The sequence below is a fragment of the Pedobacter sp. genome, from assembly GCF_965249885.1.
Lineage (GTDB): Bacteria > Bacteroidota > Bacteroidia > Sphingobacteriales > Sphingobacteriaceae > Pedobacter.
In genome coordinates, this window is record NZ_OZ252254.1 from 1,441,550 (window position 1) to 1,458,578 (window position 17,029).

Annotated in this window: 15 protein-coding genes; 7 read left to right on the forward strand and 8 right to left on the reverse strand. The window is 37.8% G+C overall.

From position 1 onward, the window contains the following. Positions 1-144 precede the first annotated feature (144 nt). Together ACY2A0_RS06100 and ACY2A0_RS06105 are read right to left on the reverse strand one after the other, a co-directional pair. Positions 145-594, reverse strand: a complete 450-nt coding sequence (locus ACY2A0_RS06100) for a protein-disulfide reductase DsbD N-terminal domain-containing protein (RefSeq protein ID WP_461788679.1) — start codon at positions 592-594, stop codon at positions 145-147. Positions 595-632: 38 nt separating this feature from the next. Beyond that, complete coding sequence (locus ACY2A0_RS06105) at positions 633-1,403, reverse strand: biotin--[acetyl-CoA-carboxylase] ligase (protein WP_461788680.1); 771 nt, start codon at positions 1,401-1,403, stop codon at positions 633-635. Positions 1,404-1,448: 45 nt separating this feature from the next. On the opposite strand from ACY2A0_RS06105, the gene rsfS reads away from it, so the two are divergent. The 5 genes from rsfS to ACY2A0_RS06130 all read left to right on the forward strand — a co-directional run bounded on the left by rsfS (position 1,449) and on the right by ACY2A0_RS06130 (position 6,217). Continuing rightward, positions 1,449-1,823 carry a ribosome silencing factor gene (gene rsfS / locus ACY2A0_RS06110; protein WP_461788681.1) on the forward strand — a complete coding sequence of 125 codons (375 nt, stop codon included), beginning with the start codon at positions 1,449-1,451 and terminating at the stop codon, positions 1,821-1,823. Between the two features lie 21 nt (positions 1,824-1,844). Next, positions 1,845-3,917, forward strand: a complete 2,073-nt coding sequence (gene ftsH / locus ACY2A0_RS06115; RefSeq protein ID WP_461788682.1) for an ATP-dependent zinc metalloprotease FtsH — start codon at positions 1,845-1,847, stop codon at positions 3,915-3,917. Positions 3,918-3,977: 60 nt separating this feature from the next. After that, positions 3,978-4,622, forward strand: a complete 645-nt coding sequence (locus tag ACY2A0_RS06120) for a LutC/YkgG family protein (RefSeq protein WP_461788683.1) — start codon at positions 3,978-3,980, stop codon at positions 4,620-4,622. Positions 4,623-4,708: 86 nt separating this feature from the next. Next, positions 4,709-5,017 (forward strand): nucleotidyltransferase family protein, encoded by a 309-nt coding sequence (locus tag ACY2A0_RS06125; RefSeq protein ID WP_461788684.1) that lies wholly within the window; start codon positions 4,709-4,711, stop codon positions 5,015-5,017. A gap of 129 nt (positions 5,018-5,146) precedes the next feature. After that, positions 5,147-6,217, forward strand: coding sequence for a 3-oxoacyl-ACP synthase III family protein (locus ACY2A0_RS06130; protein WP_461788685.1), 1,071 nt, complete (start codon positions 5,147-5,149; stop codon positions 6,215-6,217). Positions 6,218-6,306: 89 nt separating this feature from the next. Here the strand turns inward: ACY2A0_RS06130 and ACY2A0_RS06135 are convergent, their stop codons facing one another. The 5 genes from ACY2A0_RS06135 to ACY2A0_RS06155 form a co-directional block, all read right to left on the reverse strand. Continuing rightward, positions 6,307-7,653 (reverse strand): tetratricopeptide repeat protein, encoded by a 1,347-nt coding sequence (locus tag ACY2A0_RS06135; protein WP_461788686.1) that lies wholly within the window; start codon positions 7,651-7,653, stop codon positions 6,307-6,309. A gap of 308 nt (positions 7,654-7,961) precedes the next feature. Then, positions 7,962-8,705, reverse strand: a complete 744-nt coding sequence (locus tag ACY2A0_RS06140) for a zinc ribbon domain-containing protein (protein WP_461788687.1) — start codon at positions 8,703-8,705, stop codon at positions 7,962-7,964. After that, complete coding sequence (locus ACY2A0_RS06145; protein ID WP_461788688.1) at positions 8,705-9,802, reverse strand: Nif3-like dinuclear metal center hexameric protein; 1,098 nt, start codon at positions 9,800-9,802, stop codon at positions 8,705-8,707. The genes ACY2A0_RS06140 and ACY2A0_RS06145 overlap by 1 nt, the downstream gene beginning before the upstream one ends. A 172-nt stretch (positions 9,803-9,974) precedes the next feature. Then, positions 9,975-10,316, reverse strand: coding sequence for a TM2 domain-containing protein (locus ACY2A0_RS06150; protein WP_461788689.1), 342 nt, complete (start codon positions 10,314-10,316; stop codon positions 9,975-9,977). 20 nt (positions 10,317-10,336) lie between these two features. After that, positions 10,337-10,645, reverse strand: a complete 309-nt coding sequence (locus ACY2A0_RS06155) for a DUF2752 domain-containing protein (RefSeq protein WP_461788690.1) — start codon at positions 10,643-10,645, stop codon at positions 10,337-10,339. Between the two features lie 260 nt (positions 10,646-10,905). Between ACY2A0_RS06155 and ACY2A0_RS06160 the strand changes: the two genes are divergently transcribed. After that, positions 10,906-11,937, forward strand: coding sequence for a T9SS type A sorting domain-containing protein (locus ACY2A0_RS06160; protein ID WP_461788691.1), 1,032 nt, complete (start codon positions 10,906-10,908; stop codon positions 11,935-11,937). 64 nt (positions 11,938-12,001) lie between these two features. Here ACY2A0_RS06160 and ACY2A0_RS06165 read toward each other — a convergent pair whose 3' ends face one another. Beyond that, positions 12,002-13,084: a hypothetical protein gene (locus ACY2A0_RS06165; RefSeq protein ID WP_461788692.1), complete on the reverse strand. Its 1,083-nt coding sequence runs from the start codon at positions 13,082-13,084 to the stop codon at positions 12,002-12,004. Positions 13,085-13,499: 415 nt separating this feature from the next. Here ACY2A0_RS06165 and mfd point away from each other — a divergent pair, with 415 nt between their 5' ends. Further along, the gene (gene mfd / locus ACY2A0_RS06170; protein ID WP_461791291.1) at positions 13,500-16,832 is read left to right on the forward strand and encodes a transcription-repair coupling factor; all 3,333 of its coding nucleotides are present in this window, start codon (positions 13,500-13,502) and stop codon (positions 16,830-16,832) included. Positions 16,833-17,029: the final 197 nt, after the last annotated feature.

The following is a 17,029-nucleotide window of genomic DNA, read 5'->3' on the forward strand; positions in this document are numbered from 1 at the left end:
GTTCTCACTAAAAGCTTAAAGGAATTACTTTAGTAAACATTTACCATATTGCGACATTGGTAAAATCTACTACTTGTAGAAAAAGTGAGTTATTAAATGTAAAAAAGAAGGAATGCTAAACACCCCTTCTTTCTTCAACTATTTTTACTTAACCGGAATGCTAAAGCTCACTTCGCTAGGTGGCAAGCAAGAGGTATCATTACACACCATGAATTCTACCTTACCTTTAACTGTAGTAGCAGCTTTGTTAAGCTTTATTTTTTGGGTAAATACAACTTCGTTTTCGAAATAGCTTACGTCCATTTTAAATACTTTTTCGTATTTGGTAATTGGCTTAGGTTCCAACGTTTTACCAACTAGCGAAAAATCCTTAGATGGCGTAAATGCAAACTGCGTTTTATTTGGACCACCCGGCTTTATATTTTGTGAATAAATATGCCAGTTGCCATCAATGTTTGCCTTGATATACAAAGTAGCCTCATTTTTTCCAGTTTTCTTTGCAGCATATTGCCAAGTTACTGGGTTTTCTAATTGTGCGAAAGCGCTAACGGTAGCCATTACTACCATCGCAAAAATTAATGTGATTTTTTTCATGTGTTTATAATATAGTTAGTCAAAATTTCTCGCTAAAATTAAATAAAAGCTACTTCCTTAAATCCAAACTCCCTCGTTGTGCCATCTCCAACCCTAATCTTAAGTAGTCCCGCATCACTTACCCCTTCAATCATCCCTTCAAAAATCTGTCCATTAGCGCTATAAGTGCTCAATTTATTTAATCTGTACAACTTACTAACGTACAACTCTTTTAATTGCGTACTTCTCCCAGATTTCAATTTTAAGTACAACTGTTCAATTTGAGTACAAATTTCCGTTAAAAGCACCATTAAATTTACATCTTGTTGTAAAATTTGCGATATGGATGCCGTGCGATCCTGCAACTCATCATCAAAACTTATTTGGTTTACGTTAATACCTATGCCAATTATGCTTTGTTTAATTGAACTGCCAGCAATCACGTTCTCAATTAAAATACCACCTATTTTTCTGTCTCCAATATAAATATCGTTAGGCCATTTTACACTTAAATGATTTGGTAGATATTTAAGCAAAGCATTGTTTAACGCAATAGAAACCAACATATTCAAATCAAACTGCTGGTGTACTGGCAAAAAGCTTGGCCTTAACAACAAACTAAACGTTAAACTTTTTCCTGCTTCAGCTTTCCAAACGTTACCTTGCTGACCTCGACCAGCGTATTGGTGGTCTGCCATTATTACAGTACCTTCGGGCAATGGCTCGGAATTTGACAATAAGTTTTTTAGATAATTATTAGTTGAATCAACCGCTGATAATTTGATAAGATTTTGACCAACAAATAATGTTGAAAAAGTGTTATTTTGCAAGTGTTGATTTTTATACTTAATTGAAGACCAAAATTAATTTTTTTAATGGTAAAAAAGAAAAATGAAAACCTTTCTACATACCTATCTGAAATAGCCGTACAAGGCATTCAAGAAAAAAAAGGAAACGATATAGTGAGATTGGACCTAAGGGAGCTGAGCAGTTCAGTTTCCGACTACTTTGTAATCTGCAACGCAGATTCTTCTACACAAGTAAAAGCAATTGCCGATAGCGTAGAAGATGAGATTTACAAACTTACCAAGACTAATCCGTGGAGAAAAGAAGGATTTGATAATGCTGAATGGATTATATTAGACTATTTAGATATTGTTGTTCATATATTTAGAACAGAGAAACGTGACTTCTACGGAATAGAAGATTTATGGGGAGATGCAGAAACCACCTCTTTTAAAAGTGCATAACCTTAAAAACATTTTATTAACATGAAACAGGAAAACAACTCTAACGATAAATCAAACAAACCAGGTAAGCGATTGCCTAACTTGCCTAAACGTCCTCAAAAAACGCCGAAATTTAACATTTTTTGGGTGTATGCAGCTATCATTATCGGCTTGTTTGCGGTTAATTTTTTATTCACTACTGATAACGCAAAACAAGTATCTTACAAAACTTTTGAGCAGGAAATGCTCGTTCCTGGTGATGTACAGAAGCTGGTAACCTACAAATTGGATGATGTGCAACGCGTTGAAGTGTACATCAAAGAAAACAAAAAGAAAGACCCAAAATACGATAAATTCAGAACCAAAAGCAGCTTCGGAAAAGATACTGGCCCAATGGTATACTTCAATGAAGCTTCGGCAGATTTATTAGCCAAAAAACTCGAAAAATCTCAGGCTAACGTTCCAGCGGAAAATCAAGTTCCGGTTGAGACGACTTCTAAATCTAATCCATGGGGAGGTATCTTCATTAATTTTATATTACCGTTATTATTATTTGCTGGTCTGTGGATCTTTATGATGCGCAGGATGAGCGGTGGTGGCGGCGGCGGTGGAGGCCAAATCTTTAACATCGGAAAATCAAAAGCTACACTATTTGACAAAGAAAGTCAGGTAAACATTACTTTTAATGATGTTGCAGGCTTGGAAGAAGCTAAAACCGAAGTAATGGAAATTGTTGACTTCCTTAAAAACCCAAAAAAATATACCAATTTGGGAGGTAAAATTCCTAAAGGGGCACTTTTAGTAGGTTCGCCGGGTACAGGAAAAACTTTGTTGGCTAAAGCAGTTGCCGGAGAAGCCCAAGTTCCTTTCTTCTCTCTATCAGGATCTGATTTTGTGGAGATGTTTGTAGGCGTTGGTGCATCACGTGTACGCGATTTGTTCAAACAGGCTAAAGATAAAGCGCCATGTATCATTTTTATTGATGAAATTGATGCTATTGGACGTGCCCGTGGTAAAGGTAGTGTGATGGGCGGTAATGACGAACGCGAAAACACTTTGAACCAGTTACTAGTGGAAATGGACGGTTTTGGTACCGACTCTGGAATTATTATCCTTGCAGCCACCAACAGAGCTGATGTTTTGGATAACGCTTTATTACGTCCGGGGCGTTTCGATAGGCAGATTTATGTAGACATGCCTGACATCAATGAGCGTAAGGCCATTTTTAATGTGCACTTGAAGCCTATTAAATTAGAGAAAGACATCGATATCAACTTCTTGGCTAAACAAACGCCAGGTTTCTCTGGTGCTGATATTGCTAACCTTTGTAACGAAGCTGCATTAATTGCTGCCAGAAAAGGCCACGAATCAGTAACCAAACAAGATTTCTTGGACGCTGTTGATCGAATAATTGGTGGTTTAGAGAAGAAAAACAAAATCATAACTAAAGAAGAAAAAAGCGCCATTGCTTTCCACGAAGCCGGACACGCAACTGTTTCTTGGTTGTTGCCACACGCACACCCACTAATCAAAGTAACCATTGTACCTCGTGGTCAATCCTTAGGTGCGGCTTGGTATTTGCCCGAAGAACGTAGTATTACCACTACAGAACAGATCTTAGACGAAATGTGCGCCACCATGGGTGGTAGAGCAGCTGAAAAAATCATGTTCAACAAAATCAGCACGGGCGCACTTAGTGATTTAGAAAAAGTTACCAAACAGGCTTACGCAATGGTATCTATGTACGGCTTAAACGATAAGCTAGGTAATATTTCTTATTATGATTCGAGAGGTCAGGAAACATTTACCAAGCCATATTCCGAAGCTACCGCTAGAATTATTGACGAAGAAGCGAGTAAGATTATTGAGGAACAGTACCAAAGAGCACTGCAAATTTTATCTGACAACAAAGAAAACTTGATGAAATTAGCAGATAAATTACTGACATCGGAGGTGTTGTTTAAGGAAGATTTGGAAGAGATTTTTGGCAAAAGACCTTTTGATAAAGAAAGTACAGAACTTCTAGCCGCAGATGCATATAAGGAAGCAATCACCGATACGGCGGTGGCTGGAGTTGAAAATCCCAAGCCTGAAAATAAGGACATTGAACAATAATAAAATTAATCCTCTTCGGAGGATTTTTTTTTGAACGGATACTAAATTACCTTTGCAACAATGAAAGAAAACATCACACCGAAAGAGCTGATGCTGAAAAAAATAAGGAAAGCATTGCTTGAAAAGCGAGATAATCCTTATCCAAATTTGGAAGAAAGCCCTTTATACCAACGCAATGAGGAGGAATTAGAGATTTTATTTGCAGAGCAATTGACTGCTGTGGCTGGGAATTTCATCTTCTGCGAAAACGGTGTGGATTTCATCGAGAACATCCTAGAACTTGCTGACAGGTTCAAGTGGCGTAAAATTTATTGTTGGGAACCCGAACTCCAAGCACTGTTAAGCACTTACGAATTTCCCTTCTATCAAACAGATAAAGACTTCGAGCAAGCTGAAGTTGGTATTACCATGTGCGAGGCGCTAATTGCAAGAAACGGATCTGTAATGGTGAGCAACAATAATGCTGCAGGCAGAAGGTTAAGCATATTTCCGCACCAACACATAGTAATTGCCCGCACAGGCCAGCTAGTTCTAGATTTAAAAGATGCTTTCCAGCTGCTGAAAAACAAATATGGCAACCAAATCCCATCTATGGTTAGCACTATAACTGGACCCAGCCGTACCGCCGACATTGAAAAAACATTGGTATTGGGAGCACACGGCCCAAAAGAGCTTTTTGTTTTTTTGGTTGATGATTTTAGTTAAAAGACCAATAATTATCAGCCTTACATAGCTCCCGAACGATAAATATGGTTAGGATTTATCCGAAATCAAATACTTATATTTGTTATATGGCAGCGATAGAAAATAAAAAAACATTAATAACACGCCTTAAAAACAACAGTAATAAACTTAAATCTTTCGGCATTGCTAAACTAAGTATTTTCGGATCTTTTGTTTCCGATAAGCCGACAGATAAAAGTGATGTTGATTTTTTGGTTGAGTTTGTACCCGAAAAGAAGAACTACGATAACTTCATTGCCTTATCTTTTTACTTGGAAGAATTACTTGAACGCAGAGTTGAAATTGTGACACCTCAATCACTGAGTAAGCACATTGGCCCTCACATCTTAAGAAATGCCGAATATGTTGCTCTCTAATATCGAATTGCTAAAACATATTTTAGATGAAACTACCTTTCATTTTTTAGTTAACGATTTTGTTTAAAACATAAAAAATCATAGATTTATACTAAATACCGAACTGGTATAAAGTGTAAATTTATGACAATGAACAAAATCTATTCGGTGATTACTGGAACGGGCAGTTGTATTCCTACCAATGTAATTGCTGGTAAACATTTTATTGAGCACAGCTTCTTTGATGGTGGTGTTAAGATTGATAAAGAGAACGAAGAAATTATTCAAAAATTCGCCGACATCACTGAAATTAACGAGAGAAGATACATCGACGACAGTCAACTTAACCACGATATAGGGCTAATTGCTGCGCAAAAGGCAATTGAAGATGCCGGAATTGATAAAGAAAGTTTAGACTATATTTTATTCTGCCATAATTTTGGGGACGTAAAAGTTGGGAGCAATCGGGTTGATATGTTGCCTGCTTTAGCTGCGAAGGTTAAATTATTACTAGGTATAAATAATCCTGACTGTGTTGCTTTTGATTTAATATTTGGTTGCCCTGGATGGGTGCAGGGGATGATACAGGCTGATTACTTAATTAGATCTGGTGACGCTAAAAAAGTTTTAGTGATTGGTTCAGAAACTTTATCCAGAATTGTTGACCCGCATGACAGGGATAGTATGATTTTCGCAGATGGTGCTGGAGCTACGATCTTAGAAGCCAGAGAAAGTCAAGAACCTGTAGGCATCTTATCGCACAAAACCCAAACCTACGCAAGTCATGCCGAGATGTTAACCATGGGCCACAGTAACAATCCTTATGACAGTAGCGGCAATGCCTATATCAAAATGAAAGGCCGCAAATTATATGAATTTGCAGTAATTACCGTACCTCAACTAGTCAAGCAAGCTATAGATAAATCTGGTATTGACGTTAAGCGTATAAAAATGGTATTCATCCACCAAGCTAACGGTAAAATGGATCACGCCATTATGAAGCGACTATTTAAGCTTTACGGAGAAGACACCGTACCAGAAAAATTAGTGCCTATGACAATTTCTTGGCTAGGCAATAGCTCAGTTGCTACCGTTCCTACGTTGATAGACTTGGTTTTAAAGAACAAAATCGATGGCTACGAAATTAATAACGGCGACTATGCTGTTTTCGCATCCGTTGGTGCAGGCATGCACATCAATGCAATAGTTTATAAGTTTTAGTCGATAAATCTTCCTCTAGTGGAAGACTTGCATGATTTTAAATATTGCCTTCTCTCCCTTTAAGCTAGCTGCCGGAAGGGAGAGAGGGCTTAACCGCCAATTCTTTTCAAGCCCTGCTTTGCTTCATTTTCTATGCTAGACTCATATTCATGGTCTTTCATACTAATTGCTGTATTAAAATAATTTCTAGCTTTACCAAAGTCTTTTCGTTTCTCACAAACGAGGCCTGCCAGAACAGCAGCTTTAGCAGCATAATAATATTTCAAGTCCTTGCCGTTATTGATTGCTGCTTGGTAATGCGACAGCGCAGCATCATCCTTTCCTAAATCATCATTAATGCGACCCATTCTATAAGCAAACTCCGTTTTATCTTTTGCAGACTTAAGCTCATCCTGTTTCATATCTCCCAACACAGCCAACGCTTTGGTGAGATAACCGCCATCATAAAGTAAACGTGCTTTTAATAACTCCATTTTTGGCATTGGAGAGTTGGCTTCATTTAACGCTTGCTTATCTTTCTCCGCATAAGTTGCGCCGCTATTTTTTACTTTACCAATCAAACTCTGGTAGCTTCCGGTATCGTTTTTTAAAAGAGAAATCCATGCTTGATGCAAATAGGTGTCTTTTACGTAATTGACACCCTTATTCTGTTGTAGAAATTGATTGAAACTAGCAGAAGCACCAAAGTCTAGTTTATTTAACCTGGCCACGCCTAGCAGATAATCAAGATAGGCAAATGATTGGTAAACAACGCCTTTCGGTCTGCTTTCTAGTATTTCTATTGCTTGATCATTTTTACCATTCCTAGCACAAACGTAAGCTTGAAGATAAGTTTTTAGCAAACTGCTATCCGCTATTCTTGCTGTGTACTTCATTGTTTTGCTGTAAGCTTGTGCACTCTTTGCAACATCGGTTAAGATGTAGGCATAGTAAAATACTACCTCATCGTAAAACGGTTCATAAGATGATTTAGGAAGATTTTCAGCTAATTTATCCAACTGATTTAAACCAGTTTGCACATCACCTTTTACCCCAAAAGTGGATAAGGTAGATTTCATGAAACCATCTGGCAATGCTCCAAATACTACATTAATTAACCCTAGGCCTTTAAGATTTAAATGAAACCCTGGGAATTTCTTTTGATTATCTTTCAATAATCCGTTAGCCTTATTAATTTCTCTAGCTGCAGCAAAATAGGCTCCGTACCTACTTCTAATCAAAGCCCACTGTAAGTTAATTTCTGCCTGTGCATATAAATAGTAAGGTGATGCTTTATCGTCACTACTAATTTGATCTAAACGGCTAGACTTGCTGCTTTCCAGTCGTTCAAACTCTGCTTTACTTTCAGTAGTAATCAAATAAAAGTAATCAATGTAATTTTCTAACAGTGGTACGATGGAATTCCGAGGGTGAATCTTCTTCTCAGCTGCAACCATTTGCCGGGCTGTGTTAAGCTTTAGTTCGAAAATATTTTGATAGGCTTTTAAGCAGTTAGCGTTAAAATCGAAATTAGCTGAAGCAAAAAAAGGATTTGATATAAAGATGAAGAGCAGTAAACATAAACGAATTATTGGCTTAAAGGGCATAAAACTGAGTTAGTAATTTGATGTAAACAAAGCTATATAACGCATTTAATAATTGCTTGTTTTCAAAAACCTTTTTTAAGGAAAGGCTTTTTTTCAGTAAAAAAAAATCCCGACGTAAATCGGGACTTCAATTTTATATTTGGTTGGTTGTGTACTGATTAAGCTTCTGCCAATTCATGGGTTAAAGCCTCGTCTACCAAAATACGGCCGCAGTGTTCGCAAACAATTACTTTTTTACGCTGGCGGATATCTAACTGGCGTTGAGGCGGAATTTTGTTGAAACATCCAGAGCAAGAATCTCTTTCGATAGTTACTACAGCTAAGCCATTTACTGCATTTTTTCTCAATCTATTGTAAGCAAACAATAAACGATCTTCGATATTTTCTTGAGCTTTTTCTGCTTTCTTTAGTAAGTCTTGCTCTTCTTTTTCAGTTTCCGAAGTGATGGTTTCAAGCTCAGAACGCTTAGCTTCCAAATCACCTTTTCTCAAATCCAAATTTGCCTGAGCTTTTTCAAAAATTTCGGTTTTGTTATTGATGTCGAAACCAAATTCTCTGATTTTTTTCTCACTTACCTGAATATCTAAATTTTGGATTTCAATCTCTTTAGTTAAAGCATCATACTCCCGGTTGTTTTTAACCTCTTTTAATTGAGTATCATATTTTTTAATCAAAGTTTGAGCCTCTTTGATCATATTTTTACGGGTTACAATTGCATCTTCCGTATCATCCAACTCCGCTTTAATCTTTTGTATACGGGTTTCCAAACCAGCTACCTCATCCTCTAAATCGGCAACCTCAATTGGCAATTCACCTCTAATTTGGCGTATTTTATCAATTTTGGTATGTATGTTTTGTAATTCGTATAAAGCCTTTAGCTTCTGCTCTACTGTTTGTTCCATTAAATGAAATAATTTATGGGGTTTGTGTTATGCTCCGTTAAACGGATTGCAAAGTTAGGAAATTTTTCTTGAATATTATCTATCAACAAATTAGATGTAAATTGTTCACTTTCAAAATGTCCGATATCAACAATCATTATTTTTCCTTCGGCATCAAAAAATTCATGGTATTTAAAATCTGCTGTAACAAAGGCATCTGCGCCAGCAGCTATTGCATTTTTGAGCAAGAAACTCCCTGAACCACCACAAACAGCCACTTTTTTAATTTCCCTATCGATGATTGCTGTATGCCTAATTGCCCTGGCTTTCATTTGCTGTTTCACCATTTGCAGAAAGTCAATTCCAGTTAAAGCATTACTTAAATCTCCCACCATGCCGGAGCCAACATTTTGAAGCTGATTTTCTAACGCATAAATATCATAGGCTACTTCTTCATAAGGATGGTTCTGAAACAAAGCGGTAAGCAATTTACGCTCATCCTGCGTTTTAAAAATAACTTCTATTCTGGTTTCATTTGCATATTCTCTAACATTTTGCTGCCCCAAGGTAGGATTGCTCAACTCATTGCCTTTAAAAGTACCAATACCTTCAGCATTAAAGCTACAATCGCTATAGTTACTGATATTTCCCGCACCGGCGCTAAACAAAGCTTCACGCAATTGGGCAGCATCCTTATGTTCGCAAAAGGTGACCAACTTTTTTAGAATGCCCGATTTAGGCACCAAAATTTTAGGATTTATTACACCCAATTGTTCGCAGATTTTTGCATTAACGCCATTTTGCACACTATCTAAATTAGTATGTATAGCATATAAAGCAATGTCATTTTTGATTGCTTTTAAAACCACTCGCTCCACATAGTTTTTTCCGTTAAGCTTTTTCAACCCCTTAAAAACAATAGGATGATGCGAAATAATCAGATTACACCCTTTTTCTATTGCCTCATCTACTATTTGCTCGGTACAATCTAACGATACCAAAGCAGCATTAATCTCCTGGCTGGGGTTTCCAACAATCAAACCCGCATTATCATAATCTTCCTGATAATTCAATGGTGCTATGGATTCTAGGAAATTGGTGATTTCGGACAGCTTCATGGAGTAAAAGTAATGAAAATTAGCTAAACAGCTCCTCTCTGTCCTTTGGACATCTCTCCCCAAAGGGAGATAACCAGCGATGAAAGTCTCCCTTCAGGGGAGATTTAGAGGGCTATAAAAAATCCCTACAGGTTTTAGCCCGTAGGGATTGACATTTGTGTGTGATTTTTTTTTAGAAATTGCTCATTCTTACCATTTGCATGCTTTCGAAAACCATTTTTTGGTTGTACTCAAATGCAAGTTGCTTGTGGTTTATCAAATCAACGATGGTACCAATCATACACAAACCACCGGTTAAGAAATAAAGTATGCCCATTCCAATTTGCCCTACAACAAAACGGTGTATTCCTGCGAAGCCTAAAAACCCTATTAAGCAAAGTAATAATATATCCGACGGATTTTTTCTCTTGCTAGAGTAGATCATTAAAAATGTACGCAACTGTTGTTCATTTAAACCTTGTGTTGCTGACTGTAAGTATGAATATTCTTCAGGACTGATACCTGGTAATGACATAAAGTTTTGATCGAACATGGCTAAACCTCCTTATAATTAAAATAGTCTTTTTGTTTAATAATCAATTGTTTACATAACTGAAAAATGCGGTAGAGGATAATCAATAAAGCTGGAATGCCAAACCAATGTTGCCTAAAACTTGCATTAAAATCAGCGTGAAAGATGGCCGTTATTGATCTTCCCAAACCACATCCCGGACACCAATCGAAACCTAAATTTGCTAGTGGACATAGTGTAAAATGATGTTCGTGAGGATCAGCGGTGGCCAATAACGTTAGCGCTAAAACCCAAAAAACAACTTCTACATATTTTCCTGCTCTGCTCATCATTGTTTCTCTGTATTTGTTAATTAGAGGCAATGATAAGGCTATTGTTACTAGTTTTAAAGGCGTTTTCGACCAACGGGAAATAAAAACCGACCAAAAGGAAGTTTGCCATGATTAGTTTATTTCTTTATTCAAATTTTCTACCGAGATAATGCCTGTTACAATTGCAGACTACGGAAAATCCTGATGTAGATAATTTAACATCAAACATATAAGTTTTAAATAGCTAGCTTTACGGCAATTTTATATCGTTAATAAATTTTATGAAAAAAATTTTACTTCTTTTACTTCTTTCTTGCAGCACGAAAATGTTTGCAGCAACTTTAACTGCTATAACCGACGGTAATTGGTCAACTGCCGCTACGTGGGGCGGAAGTGTCCCACAAGCCACCGATATCGCTATTATTCCAGCGGGAATCACTGTTACACACAACGTAGGTATAAATGGAAATATGTTTAACAATTGGAATAATGCAGGTACAATCAGGGTTACTGGAAAGCTTATCTTACAAGGTACTGAACCTGTACTAATTAACCCCGTTGCTATTGAAATTTTATCTGGCGGAGAATTTAGAGATGAATCACAATACGGACAAATTTATCTTAATCCTAAATCTACCTTTAAGGTATTTACCGGTGCAAAGCTCACGTCAAATATCGAAACCATTATCTACAATAAGACTAATGCCAACTCTTCTTATTCGTTTTCATCCACAACGGTTAATGGTCCTTTCAATGTCACAGTCTCGGGGTCCACTACAACTTTTTCTACTGTTGTATTACCGTTAACACTCGTAAGCTTCACTGGTAAAAAACTAAACGTAAACAATGTTTTAAGCTGGCAAACGCAAAGCGAAATAAATGCCGACAACTTTTTGATAGAAAGAAGCACCGATGGCAAAGATTACCAAACTGTAGGTAAAGTAACAGCTAAAGGTACTTCAGGAAGTAACAACTATAGCTTTACAGATCGTTCGACATTAAATGGTGATAATATTTATAGACTAAAAATAAGTGATAACGATGGCACTTTTACCCATGGCGACATCCTGGTAAGTTTGAAAAGAGAATCATTAGGCAGTATTAACGTATATCCATCTCCGGCTAAGGAGGTAGTATTTATCAACTCGGAGAAGAATGAATTGGTAACCATCTATAACATAGAAGGCAAGTCTGTTTTCTCTAAGAATTTGAAAGCTGGGACAAACAGCATCGATGTAAGTTTATTTAAAGATGGCGTTTATTTTGTAGAGCAAGCTGGACAAAAAAAATCTTTCTTAAAGGTGTCTAGATAGATTCATACTCACAATTTAGAAAAAGGTAGCCTCATTATTGTGGCTACCTTTTTTTGTTATCAAATTAGCGCTTAGCTACTACCGCCTGACTGTAGCTTGCTTTCCCGTCTTTATCAATCTGCGCTACACGAACGTATACTGGGTTATTCCCGCTAGTATCGTTTTGTAAATCACCAAAACCATCTCTTTCTTTAGCACATGAGGCAATCATTAATACAGCAACTAGCACCATTAATCCTTTTAACCAACGATTCTTGAATGTCGGCACTAATAATAGTCCCAATAACCCAAAGCCAGCCATTAAAGTGCCTGTCCAAGGCATTGTAAAGTTATATTTCAAATCAACACTTGATTTACCATTTGGAGCCTTACTAACCACTGTGCCTAAATCTGTCCAAGTTTTGCCATTGCTTGATGCCTGTACAATAAACTTGTCATTATTATCTTCACTTTGCGTGTTCCAGTCTACACTAAGGTTGCCTGATTGTATTTTCGCATTCACATTGCCGAAGCTAACTGGTAAAACATCAATAGATCCAAAGGCACTATACACACGGTAATCAACACCAACGTTAAGTGGCAACACCGCACTATTAATAATTAACTCCACCTCATCGAAGGTTTGGGTAGCATTAAAATACAAGGGCACAATGTCACCGCCAGACAATAAAGATAAATTAAGGATAGTTGCCCCATTAACTGTTTCGCGAGGGACACCCGCTAAATAGGTACGCAAGGTGATGTTACTTTGCAATAGCGATAAGGAAAGCACTGAGGAAAACTGTACCCTGAAACCAGCTGCGTAGCCAACAGGAGCGAAAGTGGTGCCATTTGGGAAATTAAGTTTAGCACGAATGGTATATAATGCATCAGTACAAGTAAGCGGCGCATTGATTAAACCAGATATCAACAAATAGTTGTTCAGATCTGCGTCTGCTACGTTAGCAGCATCATTTAATGTTGGCGCTACACAACTTGCTCCCGAAGGTGAGGTAGCTGAAAAATTGCCAGTAGGATCGGTAAAGTTGGACGTATAGCTTTGTGCGTTGAGCCTAGTGGAAAATAAAAAAGCGAAACATAACAAGGTAACAACAAAGAGTTTGCTGTTTGAGCCTTTAAAAAGCTGTTCTAGTTTTAAATGTTGCATAGTAGTAAAATTTTAGGTTTGAAAATGTTAATTGGGTTCATAGGAAAAGTGATAGCGCTAACTTTGCAGATGATTTGGGCATTACGGTGCCAATGCCTGTATTACATCAAGAAATATATTTAAGCGCTGCATAAGGAGTCGTTCTAGTTAAGCAGGTAACATTTGGCCGAAAAAATCGTTGGCTAAACACCTTAAAATCAAGTACTACTACTTACAGAAATAGGTAAAAACACTAACACGAAAAAAAAGTACTTACTGAAGAATTTGCATTAGGTTTAACGTTTCACAAGTAATGCTAAAGGCGTTTGATAGTGTTAGAACGAATTATCATAGCAATCTATCCGATAGAAAGGTGCTTTCAATTGAAAAATCTTTCGCACATCAGACTTCCAACTAATAACTGTATCTTTGAATAGTGAACGTTAGAGATTTAATTAATAGATTTAAGACCGACCAACGAGTTTTGGCCATTGCAAAATCGCTAAATATTAGCAAAAGCAAAACTCAAATCAAGGGATTGGTGGGTTCATCCGATGCCGTTATTGCGCTTACCACCTATTTTTTACAGCACAAACCCCAGCTTTTTGTATTGCCTAACCGTGAAGAGGCAGCCTATTTCTCTTCCGATTTGGAAAGCATACTAGGTAAGGAAATTCTATTGTTTCCTTCTTCATTTCGTAAACCTTTCGAGTTTACACAAATTGATACTTCAAATGTGCTGGCTAGAGCAGAAGTGCTCAATGAGCTTAACCATCAGTCGGAATACGGGAAGATAGTGGTTACCTACCCTGAAGCTTTAGCGGAAAAAGTAATTGACCGCAGCGTGTTGGAGAAAAATACCTTGGAAATTACTGTTGGCGCTAGCTTGGGTATCGATTTTATCAACGAATTCTTATTCGAATATGATTTTGAACGCTCGGATTTTGTTTACGAACCTGGCCAATTTTCCATTAGGGGCGGTATTGTAGATATCTTCTCTTTTTCACACGATTTGCCCTACCGCATTGAGTTTTTTGGTGATACTGTAGAAAGCATACGTACTTTTGAAATTGAAAGCCAACTTTCGGTAGATGACGTTAAGCATCTTACCATCGTTCCTAATGTTCAAGCTAAATTTTTAACTGAGAACAACATCAGCTTGCTAGATTATATTGAAAACGATACGCAACTGTGGTTTAAAGATGTGGCGTTTGCACTTGATGTGGTAAAAAGCGGATACAAAAAAGCCACGGAGCTTTGGAAGGCATTATCAGCAGCTGAAAAGCAGCAAAACCCAAATTGGCTTGATCCGAAATTCGCATTTACTGATGAGAAAATGTTATCCGACTTATTTCACGATTTTACAATGGTGGAATTTGGAAAACAGTTTTTCTACCAAACAGATCATGTTTTCGAGTTCGATACGAAACCCCAGCCATCATTTAATAAAGATTTCAATTTGTTGATCCATAATTTCAAGGAGAATGAGAAACAAGGTGTCAACAACTTTATATTCAGTAACTCTACCAAACAAATTGAACGTTTATATGCTATTTTAGATGATATTGATAAAACGGTAAAGTTCATCCCTATCCACATTCCATTACGTGAGGGTTTCGTGGATTTTACGCAGAAAGTAGCGTTTTATACAGACCATCAAATTTTCGATCGTTTCTACAAATATCAACTCAAAAAAGGTTATCAGCGAAGCCAAGCCATCACTTTAAAGGAGCTTAGGGATTTGAAACCCGGCGACTTTGTAACCCACATTGACCACGGCATCGGTAAATATGCTGGTCTGGAAAAAGTGGAAACCAATGGCAAAATGCAGGAAATGATTAGGCTAATTTATGCCGATAATGATTTGCTGTACGTAAACATCAATTCGCTAAATCGCATTGCGAAATATAGTGGCAAAGATGGCACGCCGCCAAAAATGAACAAGCTTGGAACGGAAGCTTGGGACAAACTAAAAAAAAACACTAAAAAAAAAGTAAAGGACATAGCCCGGGACTTGATTAAGCTTTATGCCATGCGTAAGGCACAAGTAGGCACCGCGTATGCACCAGACAGTTATTTGGATACCGAATTGGAAGCTTCGTTTATTTACGAAGACACACCGGATCAAATGAAGGCAACAACAGATGTAAAACGTGACATGGAAGCACCCCATCCAATGGATCGTTTGGTTTGTGGCGATGTTGGATTTGGTAAAACTGAGGTGGCCTTACGTGTCGCTTTTAAAGCCGTAGCCAATGGCAAACAAGTGGCAGTATTGGTACCAACTACTATTTTGGCGTTGCAGCATTTCAAAACTTTTTCTTCTCGTTTAAAGGATTTTCCTTGTACTGTAGACTACATCAACCGTTTTAAAACTAGCAGGCAAATTAAGGAAAGCCTAGAAAAGCTGGCACAGGGAAAAATTGACATCATTATTGGTACCCACCGGCTGTTAAGTAAAGATGTGAAGTTTAAGGATTTGGGGTTGATGGTGATTGATGAGGAACAAAAATTTGGTGTAGCGGCAAAGGAAAAATTGCGTGCTTTACGAGTGAGTGTAGATACGTTGACTCTAACTGCCACGCCAATTCCGCGTACACTGCATTTCTCTTTGATGGGCGCTAGAGATTTATCAATCATCAATACGCCACCGCCTAATAGGCAACCCGTAACTACCGAACTACATGTGTTTAATGATAAATTGCTGAAAGAAGCAATACAATTTGAACTAGACCGAGGCGGACAGGTTTTCTTTGTACACAATAGGGTGCAGGATTTGAAGCAATTGGCAGGCTTGATACAAACGTTGGTGCCTAAAGCACGCGTCGGCATTGCTCATGGACAGCTAGAAGGTGATGCCTTGGAGGATGTCATGCTGGATTTTATTAATGGCGAAACTGATGTTTTGGTTGCTACAACCATCATCGAAACCGGCTTGGATGTACCTAATGCCAATACCATTATCATTAATCACGCACATATGTTTGGCTTGAGCGATTTGCACCAAATGCGTGGTCGTGTTGGACGTTCGAATAAAAAAGCCTTCTGCTATTTATTAAGCTTGCCGCTCTCTACCCTAACTGATGAGGCTCGTAAACGCTTGAGTGCCATCGAAGAATTTTCTGATCTGGGAAGCGGATTTAATATCGCTATGCGAGATTTAGATATACGTGGTAGCGGTAACTTGCTAGGAGGCGAGCAAAGTGGTTTTATAGCAGAAATTGGCTTCGAAATGTATAACAAAATTTTGGACGAGGCTATACAGGAATTGAAGGACGATGAATTTAAAGATTTATTTAAAGATCAACCTGAGCGGCCTTACGTGAGTTTTACGCAGGTGGATACTGATGTTGAAATGCACATTCCTGATAGCTACGTTACCAATATCACCGAGCGATACAACCTTTATACAGAAATTTCTAAGCTGGAAACCGAGCTGCAAATTCAAGCTTTCGAGCAACGCATGAAAGATAGGTTTGGCCCCGTACCTAAACAGGTTTTGGCTATGCTTAAGGTAGTACGTTTACAGTGGATAGCCAAAAAACTAGGTTTCGAGAAAGTTAGTTACAAGAAAAATATCTTGAGAGGCTACTTTGTAAGCGATAAGCAATCGAAGTTTTTTGATTCGGAAACGTTTAACAGGGTACTGGCTTTTGCTCAATTGCATCCTCGTTTATGTAATTTGAAAGAAGTAAAGGATAGCTTGCGTATTTCGTTTGATAACATCACTAATATTGATGAAGCAGTGGAAATGTTGGAGCTGATTTAATTTCTTATCGGTTTTTAGAGGTGGTTAGGCATATTGCCCTCTCTGCCCGTTGGGCATCTCTCCCAAAGGGAGAGAATAGCGGTTAGGAATGGTAGTGTGTGCTTATTATTCGGCGCATTTAGCGAGGCGAAGGAGCTATTTTGTTCAACAATAGATGTCTCGTAACCTCGACATAACAAGGCGATTAAAAAAACATC